The sequence below is a fragment of the Rhizobium hidalgonense genome (genome assembly GCF_002914525.1).
Classification (GTDB): domain Bacteria; phylum Pseudomonadota; class Alphaproteobacteria; order Rhizobiales; family Rhizobiaceae; genus Rhizobium; species Rhizobium hidalgonense.
Window position 1 is genome coordinate 161,183 of sequence record NZ_LODW01000022.1, and the last position, 15,777, is coordinate 176,959.

The 15,777-nt window shown below is 61.7% G+C and carries 16 protein-coding genes; 9 read left to right on the top strand and 7 right to left on the bottom strand.

Annotated elements, in window-relative coordinates; all coding sequences use genetic code 11:
• Positions 1-125 precede the first annotated feature (125 nt).
• The gene (locus ATY29_RS02105) at positions 126-1,022 is read left to right on the top strand and encodes a LysR family transcriptional regulator (RefSeq protein ID WP_025415420.1); all 897 of its coding nucleotides are present in this window, start codon (positions 126-128) and stop codon (positions 1,020-1,022) included.
• Between the two features lie 3 nt (positions 1,023-1,025).
• Here ATY29_RS02105 and ATY29_RS02110 read toward each other — a convergent pair whose 3' ends face one another.
• Complete coding sequence (locus ATY29_RS02110) at positions 1,026-1,877, bottom strand: LysR family transcriptional regulator (protein ID WP_003570103.1); 852 nt, start codon at positions 1,875-1,877, stop codon at positions 1,026-1,028.
• Positions 1,878-2,015: 138 nt separating this feature from the next.
• On the opposite strand from ATY29_RS02110, the gene ATY29_RS02115 reads away from it, so the two are divergent.
• Positions 2,016-3,017, top strand: coding sequence for a zinc-dependent alcohol dehydrogenase family protein (locus ATY29_RS02115; protein WP_097534850.1), 1,002 nt, complete (start codon positions 2,016-2,018; stop codon positions 3,015-3,017).
• Between the two features lie 13 nt (positions 3,018-3,030).
• On the opposite strand, the gene ATY29_RS02120 is transcribed toward ATY29_RS02115, so the two are convergent.
• Both ATY29_RS02120 and ATY29_RS02125 read right to left on the bottom strand, forming a co-directional pair.
• Positions 3,031-4,188: an adenosylhomocysteinase gene (locus tag ATY29_RS02120; RefSeq protein ID WP_097534852.1), complete on the bottom strand. Its 1,158-nt coding sequence runs from the start codon at positions 4,186-4,188 to the stop codon at positions 3,031-3,033.
• A 98-nt stretch (positions 4,189-4,286) separates the two neighbouring features.
• Positions 4,287-5,165 carry a LysR substrate-binding domain-containing protein gene (locus tag ATY29_RS02125; protein WP_038573629.1) on the bottom strand — a complete coding sequence of 293 codons (879 nt, stop codon included), beginning with the start codon at positions 5,163-5,165 and terminating at the stop codon, positions 4,287-4,289.
• Positions 5,166-5,431: 266 nt separating this feature from the next.
• On the opposite strand from ATY29_RS02125, the gene ATY29_RS02130 reads away from it, so the two are divergent.
• From ATY29_RS02130 to ATY29_RS02150, 5 genes are all read left to right on the top strand, one after another.
• Positions 5,432-5,962 carry an NUDIX hydrolase gene (locus ATY29_RS02130; RefSeq protein ID WP_025415417.1) on the top strand — a complete coding sequence of 177 codons (531 nt, stop codon included), beginning with the start codon at positions 5,432-5,434 and terminating at the stop codon, positions 5,960-5,962.
• 63 nt (positions 5,963-6,025) lie between these two features.
• Positions 6,026-7,525 carry an inorganic phosphate transporter gene (locus tag ATY29_RS02135; protein ID WP_025415416.1) on the top strand — a complete coding sequence of 500 codons (1,500 nt, stop codon included), beginning with the start codon at positions 6,026-6,028 and terminating at the stop codon, positions 7,523-7,525.
• Between the two features lie 129 nt (positions 7,526-7,654).
• The gene (locus ATY29_RS02140; RefSeq protein ID WP_025415415.1) at positions 7,655-8,392 is read left to right on the top strand and encodes a 16S rRNA (uracil(1498)-N(3))-methyltransferase; all 738 of its coding nucleotides are present in this window, start codon (positions 7,655-7,657) and stop codon (positions 8,390-8,392) included.
• A gap of 147 nt (positions 8,393-8,539) precedes the next feature.
• Positions 8,540-9,913, top strand: a complete 1,374-nt coding sequence (locus ATY29_RS02145; RefSeq protein ID WP_097534854.1) for a glutamate--cysteine ligase — start codon at positions 8,540-8,542, stop codon at positions 9,911-9,913.
• Between the two features lie 149 nt (positions 9,914-10,062).
• Complete coding sequence (locus ATY29_RS02150) at positions 10,063-10,923, top strand: DUF937 domain-containing protein (protein ID WP_025415413.1); 861 nt, start codon at positions 10,063-10,065, stop codon at positions 10,921-10,923.
• Between the two features lie 88 nt (positions 10,924-11,011).
• On the opposite strand, the gene ATY29_RS02155 is transcribed toward ATY29_RS02150, so the two are convergent.
• The gene (locus tag ATY29_RS02155; protein ID WP_025415412.1) at positions 11,012-11,311 is read right to left on the bottom strand and encodes a YjiS-like domain-containing protein; all 300 of its coding nucleotides are present in this window, start codon (positions 11,309-11,311) and stop codon (positions 11,012-11,014) included.
• Between the two features lie 255 nt (positions 11,312-11,566).
• On the opposite strand from ATY29_RS02155, the gene ATY29_RS02160 reads away from it, so the two are divergent.
• The gene (locus tag ATY29_RS02160) at positions 11,567-12,523 is read left to right on the top strand and encodes a LysR substrate-binding domain-containing protein (protein WP_003588350.1); all 957 of its coding nucleotides are present in this window, start codon (positions 11,567-11,569) and stop codon (positions 12,521-12,523) included.
• An 18-nt stretch (positions 12,524-12,541) separates the two neighbouring features.
• Here ATY29_RS02160 and ATY29_RS02165 read toward each other — a convergent pair whose 3' ends face one another.
• The 3 genes from ATY29_RS02165 to ATY29_RS02175 all read right to left on the bottom strand — a co-directional run bounded on the left by ATY29_RS02165 (position 12,542) and on the right by ATY29_RS02175 (position 14,767).
• Positions 12,542-13,252 (bottom strand): TetR family transcriptional regulator, encoded by a 711-nt coding sequence (locus ATY29_RS02165; RefSeq protein WP_193550342.1) that lies wholly within the window; start codon positions 13,250-13,252, stop codon positions 12,542-12,544.
• Positions 13,253-13,472: 220 nt separating this feature from the next.
• A complete protein-coding gene (locus tag ATY29_RS02170; RefSeq protein WP_097534856.1) occupies positions 13,473-13,889 on the bottom strand; it encodes an MAPEG family protein in 417 nt (138 codons plus the stop codon).
• A gap of 122 nt (positions 13,890-14,011) precedes the next feature.
• The gene (locus ATY29_RS02175; RefSeq protein WP_025415409.1) at positions 14,012-14,767 is read right to left on the bottom strand and encodes an SDR family oxidoreductase; all 756 of its coding nucleotides are present in this window, start codon (positions 14,765-14,767) and stop codon (positions 14,012-14,014) included.
• A gap of 92 nt (positions 14,768-14,859) precedes the next feature.
• Here ATY29_RS02175 and ATY29_RS02180 point away from each other — a divergent pair, with 92 nt between their 5' ends.
• Complete coding sequence (locus ATY29_RS02180) at positions 14,860-15,777, top strand: LysR family transcriptional regulator (RefSeq protein WP_097534859.1); 918 nt, start codon at positions 14,860-14,862, stop codon at positions 15,775-15,777.

Genomic DNA, 15,777 nt, shown 5'->3' on the forward strand with positions numbered 1-15,777 from the left:
GACAGGAAATGACAGCGGAAACCGGCCACGAACCTCCCGCCGCCGATGAACCGGCTTAGCACTTTCCCAAAACTGGCGCAAATGCTAAGCACTTATGCCAAAAGAGGAAAAAGTCGCAAAACCTTATGACCAATCTGGGTGATCTCGAAATCTTTGCCAAGGTCGTTTCGACGGGAAGCATGTCGCTTGCCGGGCGGGCGCTCGGCTTTTCTCCCGCCGTCGTCTCCAAACGGATCAAGCGGCTGGAGGACCGGCTCGGCACCCGGCTTTTGCAGCGTACGACGCGGCAGATCTCGCTGACGGAAGCCGGACAGGGTTTCTACGACCGCGTTCTCGGCATCCTCGCCGGGCTTGAAGAGGCGGAATTCTATATATCAGGCCGCTCGGCGCAGATGCATGGCACGCTGAAAATCTCGGCGCCGACCTCGTTCGGGCGCATGCACATCGCGCCGCATCTGAAGGCGTTCATGGAAGCGAATCCGGAACTGGCGATCAACCTGGTGCTGACCGACGAATTCTCCGACATCGTTGGCGGCGGCTTCGATCTGGCGATCCGCATCGCCGAACTGACCGATTCGAGCCTCGTCGCCCGGCGGCTGGCGCCAGTGCGCCGGCTGCTCTGCGCCTCGCCGGATTATCTGGCGGCGCATGGCGAGCCTGGAGATATCGGCGATCTGAAACATCACCGCTGCCTGCCGGCACACAATGGCGACACTTGGCGGCTGAACGGGCCGGACGGAATGATCAGCCTGCGGCCGGAAGGCATGCTGATCACCAATTCCAGCGAAGTGATCCGCGAGACGGTCATCGCCGGCCTCGGCATCGCGCTACGCTCTACCTGGGATATCGGCGAAGAACTCAAGGCCGGCCGGCTGGTGCAGGTGCTGCCCGCCTATGAGGGCTCGCACAATGTAACACTGTCGGCCGTCTATCCCAGCCGGCAATTCCTGCCGGCCAAGGTGCGGCTGTTCATCGACTATCTGGCTGAGCTGTACGGACCCGTTCCCTACTGGGAACGCTGATGTTCAACGCGCCAGCCTCTCGATGACGAGGTCGAGCAAGGCGCGCAGCCGCGCCAGGCGTTTCATGTCGCGGTGATAACCGACCCAGGTGTCGCGGCCGGGCGGCGGCTCGCCGAGATCGACCAGTTCGATTGCGGCATGCGAATCGCCGAGCGGCCGCGGCAGAACGGCGAGCCCGGCTCCATTGGCACAGAGCGCCGCCTGCACATCACGGCTGTTGCTGCGCATGACGATCTCGGCATTTGGCAACAGGCGCTGCAGCCAGCCGACATCCGGCATGTCGCCGAAAGCCTCGTTGATGGTGACGAGGCGGGCGCCCGCGCCGTCGCCGGTTTCGGGGTGAGGCGCACCGCGGCCGATATAAAGGCCATATTCGATATGGATGAGCTTGCGCGATATGATCTCCGCTTCCGTGAAGGGCTGGATGCGGAAGACCAGGTCGGCTTCTCGTCGCGACAGGTTGAGAAGCCGGCTGTCGGTCAATAATTCGACCACCACCTTCGGATGGACTTGCGAGAATTCCGCCAGCACCGGCGAAAGCACATGGGCGCCGAACCAGTCGGATGAGGACAGCCTGAGAAAACCATCGAGCTGACTGCTGCCGCCGGCAAGGACACGCTCGACGGCGAGCGCCTCCTCCTCGATCCGTTCGGCGCCGGCGAATACGGCCGCGCCTTCATCCGTCAGCACGAAGCCATCGGTGGTGCGCTGAAAGAGTGTCTGGCCGAGAGAGGTTTCAAGGGCACGCAGCCGCCTGCCCATCGTCGGCTGCGTCAGTCCGAGGCTGCGGGCTGCTGCCCCCAGCGTACCGAACCGCGCGATCGCCAGAAACAGCTTGAGGTCGCTCCATTCCATCGCTCGCATCCACCAATCGAAAATGCATGGACTTCAGTCGTTATCTTTCATTTTCATTCGAGTTTCAATGAAGCATCTTTCTTCCATGCCAATTGCGGTGTCGCTGCAGGCGCCGCACCGCGAACGAAGGAGAGTTCCATGCCCGTTCAATCAACGATGAAAGCACTGCTGGCGGAATCGCCGAATTCGCCATTGCGCATCGCAGATCTTCAAAGGCCGGTGCCCGGCGAAGCCCAGGTTCTGGTGCGCATAAAGGCAAGCGGCGTCAATCCGCTCGACCTCAAGATCCGGGCCGGCAACGCGGCTCATGCCCGCCATCCGCTTCCCGCCATTGTCGGTATCGATATGGCAGGTGTTGTCGAAGAGGTCGGAATTGGCGTCAGCGGTTTTCGCCGCGGCGACGCGGTCTACGGCATGACCGGCGGGGTCGGCGGCGTTCAGGGATCGCTTGCCGACTTTGCAGCGGTCGATGCCGCGCTGTTGGCGCCGAAGCCTCAGAATCTGTCGATGCGCGAGGCGGCCGCCCTGCCGCTGATCTCGATCACCGCCTGGGAAGGGTTGGTCGACCGCGCCGGGGTCAGGGCTGGCCAGAAGCTTCTCGTGATTGGCGGCGGCGGGGTCGGCCATATCGTCGCGCAGATCGCCAAGGCTGCCGGAGCCAAGGCCTATGTGGTCGACGGCGCTTCGAAAGCGGACTATCTCGCCGGCCTTGGCGCAACACCGATCGATCGTGACGCGGAAGCGGTGGAAAATTATGTCGCAAAACATACCGGCGGCAAGGGTTTCGATCTCGTCTACGACACGGTCGGCGGCCAGGGGCTTGATACGGCATTCCGAGCCGTCAGCCAGTTCGGCCATGTCGTGAGCTGCCTTGGCTGGGGAAGCCATGCGCTGGCACCGCTCTCCTTCAAGGCCGCCACCTATTCCGGCGTCTTCACGCTGCTGCCGCTTCTGACCGGCGAAGGGCGCGCCCATCACGGTGAGATCATGCGGGAGATGACGAAGCTCGCCGAAGCCGGCAAGGTGATGCCGAAGCTCGACCCGCGCCGCTTCACCCTTGCAGATGCAAATGAGGCGCACCAGCTGATCGACGACCGGCAGGCGGACGGGAAGCTCGTCGTCGAGATCGAGGGATCGTAATTCGTCGGCGCGATTAGCGCGCCAGTTCGAGATAGGCGTTCGCCACCATCGCGTCGAGATCCCCGGGCACGGGCACGACGCAGGAATTGGGGCCGGCCTCGCCACTGGCGACGCGCTCGAGACAGCGGGCCTGCAGGGTGAAGCCGAGATCCATCGATTCGACCGTGTTGCCGAGCGACCGCGGGCCGGCGAGATTGGCCATGTGGCCGCCGCCGAGCACATGGAAAGAGCGGCCGTCGCTCAGATGGAAGGTCTCGATATGATCGGCCTCGTAGCGGTCGATGCCGGTGATATCGGGATGGCAGCGGAAGGCTCCGACATCGATCTCCTGCGGGAAATGGCCGCCATTCATCAGGATTACGCCGTCCTTTAAAAGCGGCAGGTCGGCTGCCGTCACGATACCGGCAAACCCCGTGACGGTGACGAGAATATCGGCCGAGCCGATCGCCACCTCGCGCAGCGGTGTGGCGAAACCGTCTAGATGGGCTTCGAGCGTCGTCACCGGATCGATATCAACGACGCTGACGGTCGAGAAGGCATTGCGGAAACAGGCGGCCGTGCCCTTGCCGCAGGCGCCGTAGCCGAACACCGTCACGCGTTTGCCGTTGGTCGAGCGGTTGGTGAAACGCAGATAGCTTTCGAACAGGCTCTGGCCAACGGCATGCCTGTTTTCGGCGAACTGCTTGATCGGACTGTCGTTGATGACGAGGATCGGCATGGCGAGGCGCTCGCGCAGCGGCAGCAGGCGGGTGCGGCCAGAGGTGGTTTCCTCGGTGCCGCCGCGGAGATTGGCGTAGGGTTTGTCCGCCGCGATCGCGAACAGATCGCCGCCATTGTCGAGCAGCAGATCCGGCTTTTCGGCCATAACCGCTTCGAGGCTCTGATGATGGGCGGCGGGATCGGTCGTCTGCGTGGCGAAGACCGTAATGCCCTCAGAGCGCAGGAACTCGACCGTCGACGGCTGGGTGCTGTTGAGATTGCCGGTGCAAACGAGACGGGCGCCGCCGGCGCGCAGCGTCATCAGGAGCGCCACCGTCTTCGGCTCGAGATGGATGCCGGTGCCGATCGCCAAGCCCTCGAAAGGACGCGTCCGCTCGAATTCAGCCGCCGTCGCCTTAAGCAGCCGGCAGCTGTCGCCGATCCAGTCGATGCGGGTTGCGGTCTTTTCCATCATCTCTTCTCTGTTGCCATGGTCGCACCGTTCTTAGCGGAGCAATAGGGATGCGAATATGGAAGTAATTCTGGCGAAGGGGCAGAAAATCTGTCCTTTCAAGTCCCTGTCCCGCACTGAAGTAGCCAGCCGGACAGAGCTGCAAAGGCCGGCCGTCTGGCATCCGGCGTCCGACAGCAGAGGCAATAGCCCGACGGCCGGGTGATGAAGCCGTAGGGCGCCAGCAGATGCCCGCGTTGAAGATCGTCTTCGATCGAGGCGCGTGGCGCCAGAGCGACACCAAGCCCCGAGCGGGCAGCACCGAGCGCCAACAGCAGATCCTCGAATTCTTGGACGCGGGAAAAGGTGACCGGCGGCGTGCCGCTTTCGGCAAACCATTCGTCCCAGAGCTTCGGAACGCTGCGGCTGACGAGCATCGTCAGCGCGCCCATCGCCGCCGGGTCACCAGATAGGGCCGCGACAAGTGCAGGCGTGGCGACCGGGCCGAACTCGTCCTCCATGAAACGCAGGGCGGTAATCCCGGCCGCCGGCCGATATTCGCCTCCCATGATCACAGCGTCCAATTCCGGGTGTATTTGCAGCGGCTCCACCACGGTCATCGGCACGATGTCGATCGCCATATTTCCGAGACTTGCCTGCATGCCTGCCACGCGCGGCATCAGCCACCAGACCGCGAAGGCAGAGGGCACGCCAAGCCGGATGCGGCCCGGCACCGTGCCTTCGAGCTCCGAAGCGGCACGTTGCAGGATATCGAAAGCCGCGCCCGCAGCGGCGGCAAAGGCGCTCGCCTGCACGGTCGGCACCAGCCTTCGGCCGTCACGCGTGAAAAGCTTGCGACCGACGTAATTTTCAAGCGTGGCGATCTGCTGCCGCACGGCGCCGCGCACCACGTTGAGCTCTTCGGCGGCCTTCACGATGCTGCCGTGGCGGCAGACGGCCTCGAAGACGCGGATGGCATTGAGCGGTGGAAGACGCATGATTACCACAATTCTAAATGATAGTGGATCACTTGATCTTGCCATTGAACGATATGCAAGAGCACGCGATATTGTACACCTGTGCAACGTGACGCATTCGAGACAGGGCGTGACGGGTTTTCCGAACCTGTCCGACTTCGACTCCCCTATGAACGGCAATCGAACCGCGTTTCGGATCGTCCCGTGGCTCTTTTGGATTGTGTCAACATTTCGTGATACACGTATATGAGTGATTCCTAACAACCATTGTGAAGGTGACCCGACAATTGACTCTTCTCGCCAGATTGGCATCCGATGTCCAACTGATGTTCCGGCGTCCGCCGCGACAGCAATATGGTGCGATCTGCTATCGGGTGAAGAAGAAGAGCGGCGATGTCGAAGTGTTGTTGATGACGAGCCGCGACACCGGCCGCTGGGTCATTCCCAAGGGTTGGCCGATGACGGGCAAATGCGCCCATGAGGTCGCCGCCCAGGAGGCCTTCGAGGAAGCCGGCGTCCGCGGCGCGGTCGAGACGGAAACGCTCGGCGCTTACAGCTACTCGAAAATCCTGCGCGACGGTGTGCAGGTGGCCTGCAAGGTGCAGGTCTATGCGATCGAAGTCACCGAGATGGCGAAGAACTTCAAGGAAAAGGGCGAACGCCGCATCGAATGGGTCTCGTTTGACGAGGCCGCGGGGCGTGTGCGCGAGCCGGAGTTGCGCGGCCTTTTCCTAGCTTTCAAACGAAAGCTGACCGAGAGGCTTTCGGCCCAGGCGGTAAAGCAGGGATCTGCGGGAAAGCAAATTCCGGCGGAATGAATCCTGCCATCTTGCGCTGCTAGGAAAGTGGCGTAGAAGCAGATTTCATCCCTCGGAAAAAGAATGCCGCCACGCCCCACAGTCCTCACGAAACGCACGCTCGACAAAGACCTCGACAAGATAACCCGTGCCGAGGACGCGGCGAAACATGTTTTGCGGCGGCTGGTGGCGCCCGGTGTCGGGCTGATCTTCGTCGGCCTGGCCATGCTGTTTGCCGGTGTTTATGTGTTCGACCGGCCGGGAGCGGTGCTCGTTGTGGCGGCGGCAGCCCTTGCCGGCTACATGGCGATGAACATCGGCGCCAATGATGTGACCAATAATGTCGGTGCCGCCGTCGGGGCGCGCGCCATGACGATGAGCCAGGCGCTGGTCATCGCTGCGATTTTCGAGGTTCTCGGCGCCACGATCGCCGGTGGCGAAGTCGTCAGGACGATTTCCTCGAATATCGTCGACACCGTCCAGGTGCCGCAGGCATTGCTCGGCTGGATCATGATGGCGGCGCTGATGGCCGCGGCCCTGTGGATCAACCTCGCCACCTGGATGAACGCGCCGGTTTCCACCACCCATGCGATCGTCGGGGCGGTGATCGGCGCGGGCATCGCAGCCGTCGGGCCGGACCCGGTGAATTGGCGGGTGATGGTGGAAATCACCTCGAGTTGGATCACCTCGCCGCTGATCGGCGGGCTGATCGCGGCCGGGCTGCTTTATCTCGTCAAGACGCTGATCATCTATCGCGACGACAAGATCGCCGCCGCGCGGCTCTGGGTGCCGGTGCTGGTCGCGGTGATGGCCGGCGGCTTTATGGCCTATATGGTGCTGCAGCTGTCGCCCCCTGGCAAATATCCGTCTTTGACCATTATCCTCATCGGCATCGGCATCGGGCTGGTCAGCTGGCTTGCCGCCCGGCCGCTCGTTCTCGCCCAGGCGCGCAATCTCGAAAACCGCAACAGCTCGCTGCGGGTCCTGTTCCGGATGCCGCTCATCGGCTCTGCGGCGCTGCTGTCCTTCGCGCATGGGGCAAACGATGTTTCGAACGCGGTCGGGCCTCTTTCGGCGATCGTCCACTCAGTCGGCGTCGGCGGCGGTGACAGCATCGGCCACCCGCCGCTCTGGGTGATGCTGATCGGCGCCTTCGGCATCTCCGTCGGCCTGCTGCTGTTCGGGCCGCGCCTCATCCGCCTCGTCGGCGAGGAGATCACCAAGCTCAATCCGATGCGGGCCTGTTGCGTCGCGTTGTCGACCGCCTTCACCGTCATCGTCGCCTCCTGGCTCGGCCTGCCAGTCAGCACCACCCATATCGCCGTCGGTTCCGTCTTCGGTGTCGGCTTCTTCCGCGAATGGTATACGCGTCATTCGAAGCGCCGCATCACCTATATCAGGAGCAAGGCCGAGAGCTTCGATATCGACGAACCGGAAGAGCCGAACGTCCACGAGACGCGACGGCGCTATCTTGTGCGCCGCTCGCATTTCATGACGATCATCGCCGCCTGGATCATCACCGTGCCGGTTTCGGCAACGCTTGCGGCAGTGATTTATTGGGTTATGTTCGCGCTCTTCGTCTAGAACAGGATGATTTTAGGCCTGCTCGGCCTAAAATCTGAATCCTGTTCTAAATTAAAGCGTTAGAGCATGACGTCGTCCGAAAACCGCTCACACTTTTCGGCATCATTCTCTGGAACCCGCGAGTTTTTAATGCGCGCCAATTTCCGCATGCAACGACTTTTCGTCGACGCGCCGCTTTCCCGCGGTGTCGCCCTCGAGGTGAATGTCGACCAATTCAACTATCTCGCCAATGTGCTGAGGATGCAGGAAGGCGGCGAGGTCCTGCTATTCAACGGCCGTGACGGCGAGTGGAAGGCAACCCTCACCTTCCCCACGCGCAAACGCATTCAGCTAACAGCAATCGAAGAGACGCGGCCGCAGCCGGCACCTTGCGACCTTCATTATCTTTTTGCGCCGCTCAAGGTCGGCCGCTTGGATTATCTCGTTCAGAAGGCCGTGGAAATGGGCGCCGGTCTGCTGCAGCCGGTCATGACCCAGCACGTCCAGGGCAAGATCACCAATCTCGACAAACTGCGCGCCAATGTCGTGGAGGCGGCGGAGCAATGCGGCGTTCTCGGCATTCCCGAAGTTGCCGAGCCGATGCGGCTTCTCGACCTGCTCGACCGCTGGCCGAAAGAGCGCCGCATCATCTATTGCGACGAAGGCGATGCCGGGCAGAACCCGCTGCCGGTGCTGTCGGCGATCCGGGAGAGGCATCTCGCCTTGCTCGTCGGGCCGGAAGGTGGCTTTTCCGAAGAGGAGCGGGCGCGGCTTCGAAGCCTCGATTTCGTCACCGCCATTCCGCTCGGACCACGCATCCTCAGGGCCGATACCGCGGCCGTTGCGGCGCTGGCGGTGGTGCAGGCGGCGATCGGCGACTGGCGCTGACGGCGAAAACGGGTGGACATGGAAATTGCTGCTATTTTTTTGATGCGTCATTGAAAGAATTTCACTTGCAACATACGTGGCTTGGGTCCTAATCAGCCTTCCAGCTGCCCGGCCCCCTGGGCGCCTTTTTGAATACAGGTACCCCGCATGGCCCGCGACACCACCGACCAGACACCGCTCTCTTCGGTTCAGGATCTGACCGATTATATCGCCGCCGGCAACAAGCCGCGGGAGCGCTTCCGGATCGGCACCGAACACGAGAAATTCGCCTTCTTCCGTGCCGACAACAGCCCGGTTCCCTATTTCGGCGACGCCAGCATTTCCGCCCTGCTCACCGGCCTGCAGAAAAAAAGCGGCTGGGAGCCGATCATGGACGGTGGCAACATCATCGGCCTTGCCGAGCAGAGCGGCATGGGCGCGATCTCGATCGAGCCAGGCGGGCAGTTCGAACTGTCCGGCGCGCCGCTGGAAACGATCCACGAAACCTGCAGGGAATCGAACCAGCATCTGGCGACGCTGCGCGACATCGCCGAGCCGATGGGCATCCGCTTCCTCGGCATCGGCGGCAGTCCGAAATGGACCTATGCTGAAACCCCGCAGATGCCGAAATCGCGCTACGAGATCATGACCCGCTATATGCCGAAGGTCGGCACCAAGGGTCTCGACATGATGTACCGCACCTGCACGATCCAAGTGAATCTCGATTTCTCCTCCGAAGCCGACATGCGCCAGAAGATGCGCGTCTCGATGAAACTGCAATCGCTGGCGACCGCCCTCTTCGCATCCTCGCCCTTCACCGAGGGCAAGCCGAACGGCCTGCTGTCCTGGCGCGGCGATATCTGGCGCGATGTCGACAATCAGCGCTCGGGCCTGCTCGATTTCACCTTCCGCGACGATTTCGGCTTCCGCGACTATGCCGAATGGGCACTCGACGTGCCGATGTATTTCATCGTCCGGGACGGGAACTATCACGATTGCACCCATGTCACTTTCCGCCAGTTCATGAATGGCGCTTTGAAGGGCGAGGTCGCTGATCCGGCGCCAACGATGGGCGACTGGACGAACCATCTTTCGACGCTCTTCCCCGACGTGCGGATGAAGCGTTTCCTCGAAATGCGCGGCGCCGACGGCGGCCCGTGGCGGCGCATTTGTGCCTTGCCGGCCTTCTGGGTTGGCCTGCTCTACGACGATGCGGCTCTCGATGCCGCCGACCAGTTGACGAAGGATTGGAGCCTTGCCGAGATCGGCACATTGCGGGATGCCGTTCCGGCGCAAGGATTGAAGGCCGAGTTTCGCGGACATGCACTGCTCGACACGGCGCGCGAAGTGGTCGGCATATCGAGGGCCGGCCTCAAGGCGCGCGGCAGGCTCAATCGCGAAGGCCAGGACGAGAGTATCTTCCTGGCGCCGCTCGACGAGGTGCTCGCCAAGAAGGCGACGCTCGCCGAGGATCTGCTGTCGCTTTATCACGGCCGCTGGAACGGCTCCGTCGAACCGGTCTTCGAGGACTATCAGTACTGAGCCTGTCCTGGGGTTTTCTCCAACTCGGAAAATCGCACGGCACTTTCGCTGAAATTGGTTTAAGTTCTTATGGCAAAAAGCCGTTTGCACATTACCATTTCCGGATATAGTGGCGTTACCAGCGTCACGACTCGGGGAAAGGGACCTCCATGCTGCCACTCTTCGACATGATGATGCAGGCGCAGAACGGCGCGGCGATGGAGGCAATCGCCCGGCAGTTCAACCTGGCCCAGGAACAGGCGACCAAGGCGATGGCGGCATTGATGCCGGCCTTCTCAGCCGGCCTGAAGCGCAGCACCAGCAACCCTTATGATTTCGTCGGGCTGATGCAGGCCGTCTCCTCCGGCAATTATGCGCGTTATTTCGAGGATATGAGCCGGGCTTTCACGCCCGAGGGCATTTCCGACGGCAACAATATCCTTGCCCAGCTTTTCGGCTCCAAGGAGGTTTCGCGCGCGGTCGCCGCTCAGGCCGCACAGATGACCGGCATCGGCCAGGATATCTACAAGCGGATGCTGCCGGTGCTGGCCGATACGCTGATGGGCGGGCTCTTCAAACAGACGACTGGCCAGATGGCTTCGCCGGTCAACCCCTTCGTCAATACGGCGATGGCCGAGACCATCCAGCAATGGCTGCAGAGTACCGGCTTCGCGCCGAAACCGAAGGCGGCGCAGCCCAGCATCTTCGACAATCCCTTCACGCAGGCGATGCAGCAGATGTTTTCGGTGCCGAAGGCTCAGCCGGCACCTCAGCCGAACCCCTTCCTCGACAATCCCTTCGCCAAGGCCTTCCAGGAGATGATGGGTGGGCTAGGGCAGCAACCGGCGGCCCAGCCGGCAACCAAGACGCCCGAGGCGCCGAAGGAAGAGACGAAGGCCGCGGCAGACAGCTATGGCGAAATATTGAACGCCATGTTCGACAGCGGGCTGGAAGTGCAGAAGACCTACCAGAGGAACCTGGAAGCGATCTTCGAAACCTATCGGCCGAAGCCGCCGGAATCCAAGGCGTAAAAAAACCCGGAGATGGCTTGGGAAAAGCCGATCACCGGGTCAAGCGGCAGGGCTATTGGCTATCACCCTGCGGGGAAACTCGACATTCCTACTCCTGGTAGGAGCGGAAGAGCGACAGGCGCCAGCGATTGCGCGCCGAGCGGGTCAGATGTTCCGACGGGTCCTCGAAGAAGGTCGACGCCAGGAACGCGGAGGTCAGATCGGCCCTGGTGAGGCCGATATCCCTCAACTGCGTGTCGTTCAGATCATGCAGCGCGTTGATCTCCATGCGATTGCGGAACACGCGAAAGAGAGAGGCCAACGGTGCGAGACCTGCCGCCAGACGCTGGGAAAACGTCGGGGTCGGCTTGTCGCAATCGAGTTCGAGTGTCTGGTCTGTCATGCGCATTGAACTCTCCTTTCTGTACAGCGCCGCGCGTCCTTCAGACGTGGAAAGGGCGCTGTAACGTTTCAGATCTCCGCGCAACGCAACCGACCCTCCCGCGAGGTCGTGCGGGAAGGAGCAAGCTGAATTCCGCTTGGACAGGCAGGGTGTCTGTCCTTCACTTTGCTTTGATTTGCATCCCGAAGATGCCAAAGACCTATTGATCAGTCCAACGAATGTTTCTAATGATTATCATCAGCTATCTTTATGGGTGACACCATGTCCGCGCCTCTTGATCTCGACCAGTTGCAGACTTTCATCGCCATCGTCGATTCCGGCAGCTTCACCAAGGCGGCCGACAGGGTCTACAAGACCCAATCTGCCGTCTCCATGCAGATGCGCCGTCTCGAGGAGCGCATCGGCAAGCAGTTGTTCATCAAGGATGGACGCGGCAACCGGCTGACGGTCGAGGGCGAAAAATTGCTCAATTACGCCCGGCGTATCATCCGCCTCAACAATGAGGCGATCGCGGCCTTCGACGACAACAGGCTCGAGGGCACGCTGCGCATCGGCACGCCGGACGATTATGCCGACCGCTACATGCCCGAAATCATCGGCCGCTTCGCCAAGACCCATCCGAATGTCGAACTCTACATCGTCTGCGAGCCCTCGGTGGATCTGGCCGAGCGCATGCATAAGGGCGAACTCGACATCGCGCTCGTCACCCACAATCCGCGCGAGCGAATGTCTGACGTCGTCAGAACCGAGCCGCTCTGCTGGGTGGGTTCGGCCAACCATCCGATCCGCGACGACGCGCCGGTGCCGCTGGCCGTCGGCCGGCGTGATTGCCAGTGGCGCCAGCTTGCCTGCTCGGCGCTCGACGCAGTGGGACGCGAACACCAGATCCTGTTCACCAGCTGGTCCTGCACGGTCGTTGCCGCTGCCGTGCTTGCCGGCATGGCAGTCTCGGTGATGCCGGAATCGGCGCTGCGCACCGGCATGAAGGTGCTGAGCCAGGCGGACGGCTTTCCCGCACTGCCGCCGGTGCAGATCGGCATCATGAAGCGGCCGGGCGTTTCGCTCTCGCTGATGAACGCGATCACGGCGCATATCACCGCCTGCCTCGACAATATCACGCCTGCCGTCGTCGACGACACGCTGGAGGCCGATGTCAAATCCGCCCAGGCACGCCTTTATCCACGGCTGAAAGCCGCCAATATGGTGCCGAGCTGGTAAGAAGTATGACTTAAGAGCTCAGGCGGCGCGCTGAGCGGTTGCGGCGAAAAGGGAAGCGCGGATGGCGCGTTTCCACTCATCGAGCATGCGCCGCGCCAGGGCTTTGTCGCTGACGGCGGCAAGCCGGATGACGGCGCCGATCAAGTGGCTGAACAGATAAGTGCGCGCATACATCTCTTCGTCGCAAAGGTGCGGGGCCAGCCGACGCACGGCCTCATGAAAGATGCCGGCAACGCGGCCGCTATGCTCGATATTCAGCTGAAGCAGATCCTGGTCGGTCTCCGTTCCCATCCAGACACCGAGATAGACGGGATCATCATGATAGGACTCGTAATACCAGTCGATAATGTCGCAGACGATGTCGAGTGCCTGGTCGAGCGTCTGAACGTCGGCGAACATCGCCTCCGTCTTTTCCTGGATTGCCAAGGCGTGCTGGTCGAACAAGGCTTTGACGATCGCCGCCTTTTCGGGAAAATACTGGTAAACCGAGCCGATCGGCACCTTGGCGGCGACGGCGAGCTCCGTCATCCGCATGGCGCTGACGCCCTTTTCGGCAATGATCTTGGCGGCGGCGGCAAGAATGAGGTCCAGCCTCTGGATACTGCGCTCCTGCTTCGGCTTCCTGCGCAAGCCGATCCGATCGATGCTTTCCACGCCCATCTCGTTCCCGTTCTTATCGTTCGCGCGGCAGGCATCATGCCAAATCAGCGCGTCGGGCGGGTATGACATTGCAGGTCTTCATCAGTGGTAAATGAAAACGCCCGCATTTTAACGATCGGCAAATGCGTTTGAAATCAGGCACCTAGATCATATCATCCTAATTGACCAGCATTCGAAAGACCTGAAATAGTTGTAAAATCCTTGGGTCGAGAAGAGAGACCCATGCCGCTGCCGGGGCAAGTGACGATCCTGCCCGCCGGGACGCCGGACGAGCTCCCAGTGTTCGGCATCAGCCCATTGCCATCCATGCTGCGAGCCACACCCACATAGCGGCGAGCGTGAGGTAACCGGCAGCGAAAAGCGGACTGCGGTAGCGCAGATCATTGCTGGTGACATGCACGACGGCATGGGCGTAACGCAGCGCGACGAAGAGCCAGGCGAGCCCGACGGCCGGGAGATTGTCGGCCTCGGTGACATAGAGAAGAATACAGCAGGCGTAGAAGAGCACAGGCAGTTCGAACTGATTGGCGAGGCAGTTTTTGACGACGAGGCTTGTCGCCGGCTCGTCCCGATTTTCGCGATAATCCGATCTCCCGATCTTGCCGGCGCGGACCATTTTCCCGCGCCGCATGCCCAGAAGTGCATAAAGACCATAGACCAGGGCCACATGGGCGAGGAGTGGCCAGAAGATTTGATAACCGGTCATATGGGCGCCTTGAGTCCTTTTCCGCTTCCGCATTCGTTGCGAGCAGTAGCCGAAAGGAGAGCCGGATACCAGCGGCGGCGGCAGTGAACCGCCGTCGTGCGACGGCGGGTCACAAGAACATGTCAGACCTGAGCAGAGCCACCATCGGCGAAGAGCTCTGTGCCGGTGATGAAGCTCGAATCGTCCGAGGCGAGGAAGAGTGCCGCGGCGGCGATTTCCTCGGCGCGGCCGACGCGGCCCATCGGCACCTGTGTTGCGAGATAGTCGAGCAGGCCCTGCTGCTGTACCTTGTCCTTACCGGCGAGTTCGACAAGACCGGTCGTCTCTGTCGGGCCGGGGCTCAGCGTGTTGATGCGGATGCCGCGATCCTTGAGATCGAGGATCCAGTTGCGGGCAAAGCTTCTGAGCGCGGCTTTCGACGCAGCGTAGACACTGAAGGCAGGCGTGCCGGTCGAGCCGGCCGTCGAGCCCGTCAAGATCACGGATGAACCCCGGCCGAGCAGCGGCAGCGCTTTCTGTACGGTGAAGAGCACGCCCTTCACATTGCGGTTGAAGGTATCGTCGTACTGCTCCTCGGTAATTTCGCCGAGCGGCAGCATGGAACCGCCGCCGGCATTGACGAAGAGCACGTCGATGCGGCCGACTTGCGCCTTCACGAACTCATAGAGCCGGTCGAGGTCGGCAAGCTTTGCCGAGTCCGCCTGGATACCTTTGACATTGCCACCGATTTCGGCGACCGCCGCGTCGAGGACGTCTTTGCGCCGGCCGGTCACGAAGAGCTGCGCGCCCTCGGCAGCGAAACGTTTGGCGGTGGCAAGGCCAATGCCGGATGTGGCGCCGGTGATGACCACGATCTTTCCATTCAGTCTCTGCGTCATTGTCGTCTCCTGTTGTTGGACCGAGGCTGAGATATGGACGCGGGGATTGTTTCGGAATAGAAAGAAATGAAAGCCATCGTTGCAAGGATGAAATGACGAAGTTTCCCGATTTCGAAGGCCTCGCAATGTTTGCAAAGGTGGCAGAGGAGCGTTCTTTCGCCCGCGCCGCCAAGACGCTTGGCGTCTCGGTGCCGACCGTTTCGCGCGCCGTCGCCCGGCTGGAGGAGAGGTTGGGAGCACGGCTCTTCAACCGCACGTCACGGCAGCTGGCGCTGACCGATTTCGGCTTGCGGCTGGTCGACAGTGCCTCACGGCTCTATGCGGAGGCGGAGGCGGCGGAGGATGCAGCGCGCGAGCTTTCCAGCAGTCCGCGCGGGATGATCCGGCTTGCCGTGCCGATGGCCTTTGGCACACGCTGGCTGGCGCCGATCCTGCCTGATTTTTTCGAGCTTTATCCGGATATTTCCATCGACCTGCATATGAGCGACGCTGCCGTCGATCTGGTGGGAGACGGTTTCGATGCAGCGCTGCGGATCGCCGTTCTACAGGATTCCTCGCTGGTGGCACGGCGGCTGACGCCGGTCGCTCGTTTCATCCTCGCAGCGCCCTCCTACCTGGAAAAACACGGGACACCGGCACATCCAAGCGAGCTTACCGCCCACCATTGCCTGGGCTATGCCTATCGGCCGCGGCAGGATATCTGGCACTTGCGCAACGAGGCCGGCGAGGAAGAAACGGTCATACCGACGGGGCCGTTGCGCGCCACCAATTCGCAGGCGCTGATCCCGATGGCGCTCCGCGGCCTAGGGATCGTCGAACTGCCTGAATTCATGGCGCATGAATATCTCGCCGATGGCCGGCTGAAAGCCATCCTCAGCGATTGGAAACTGCTGAGCGGTGCGCTCTATTTCGTCACGCCCTCGGCTCGCACTCGTCCGGCGAAGGTGGAGGTGTTGTCCGATTTCATGGTTGCGCGGCTTTCCAACCCATCATGGCGATGGAACGGCTGA

Coding starts and splice junctions, on each gene's coding strand:
- ATY29_RS02105 (WP_025415420.1), top strand. CDS start 126: ATGACCAATCTGGGTGATCTCGAAATCTTTGCCAAGGTCGTTTCGACG.
- ATY29_RS02110 (WP_003570103.1), bottom strand. CDS start 1,877: ATGGAATGGAGCGACCTCAAGCTGTTTCTGGCGATCGCGCGGTTCGGT.
- ATY29_RS02115 (WP_097534850.1), top strand. CDS start 2,016: ATGCCCGTTCAATCAACGATGAAAGCACTGCTGGCGGAATCGCCGAAT.
- ATY29_RS02120 (WP_097534852.1), bottom strand. CDS start 4,188: ATGGAAAAGACCGCAACCCGCATCGACTGGATCGGCGACAGCTGCCGG.
- ATY29_RS02125 (WP_038573629.1), bottom strand. CDS start 5,165: ATGCGTCTTCCACCGCTCAATGCCATCCGCGTCTTCGAGGCCGTCTGC.
- ATY29_RS02135 (WP_025415416.1), top strand. CDS start 6,026: ATGCCGCCACGCCCCACAGTCCTCACGAAACGCACGCTCGACAAAGAC.
- ATY29_RS02140 (WP_025415415.1), top strand. CDS start 7,655: ATGCGCGCCAATTTCCGCATGCAACGACTTTTCGTCGACGCGCCGCTT.
- ATY29_RS02145 (WP_097534854.1), top strand. CDS start 8,540: ATGGCCCGCGACACCACCGACCAGACACCGCTCTCTTCGGTTCAGGAT.
- ATY29_RS02150 (WP_025415413.1), top strand. CDS start 10,063: ATGCTGCCACTCTTCGACATGATGATGCAGGCGCAGAACGGCGCGGCG.
- ATY29_RS02155 (WP_025415412.1), bottom strand. CDS start 11,311: ATGCGCATGACAGACCAGACACTCGAACTCGATTGCGACAAGCCGACC.
- ATY29_RS02160 (WP_003588350.1), top strand. CDS start 11,567: ATGTCCGCGCCTCTTGATCTCGACCAGTTGCAGACTTTCATCGCCATC.
- ATY29_RS02165 (WP_193550342.1), bottom strand. CDS start 13,252: ATGTCATACCCGCCCGACGCGCTGATTTGGCATGATGCCTGCCGCGCG.
- ATY29_RS02170 (WP_097534856.1), bottom strand. CDS start 13,889: ATGACCGGTTATCAAATCTTCTGGCCACTCCTCGCCCATGTGGCCCTG.
- ATY29_RS02175 (WP_025415409.1), bottom strand. CDS start 14,767: ATGACGCAGAGACTGAATGGAAAGATCGTGGTCATCACCGGCGCCACA.
- ATY29_RS02180 (WP_097534859.1), top strand. CDS start 14,860: ATGACGAAGTTTCCCGATTTCGAAGGCCTCGCAATGTTTGCAAAGGTG.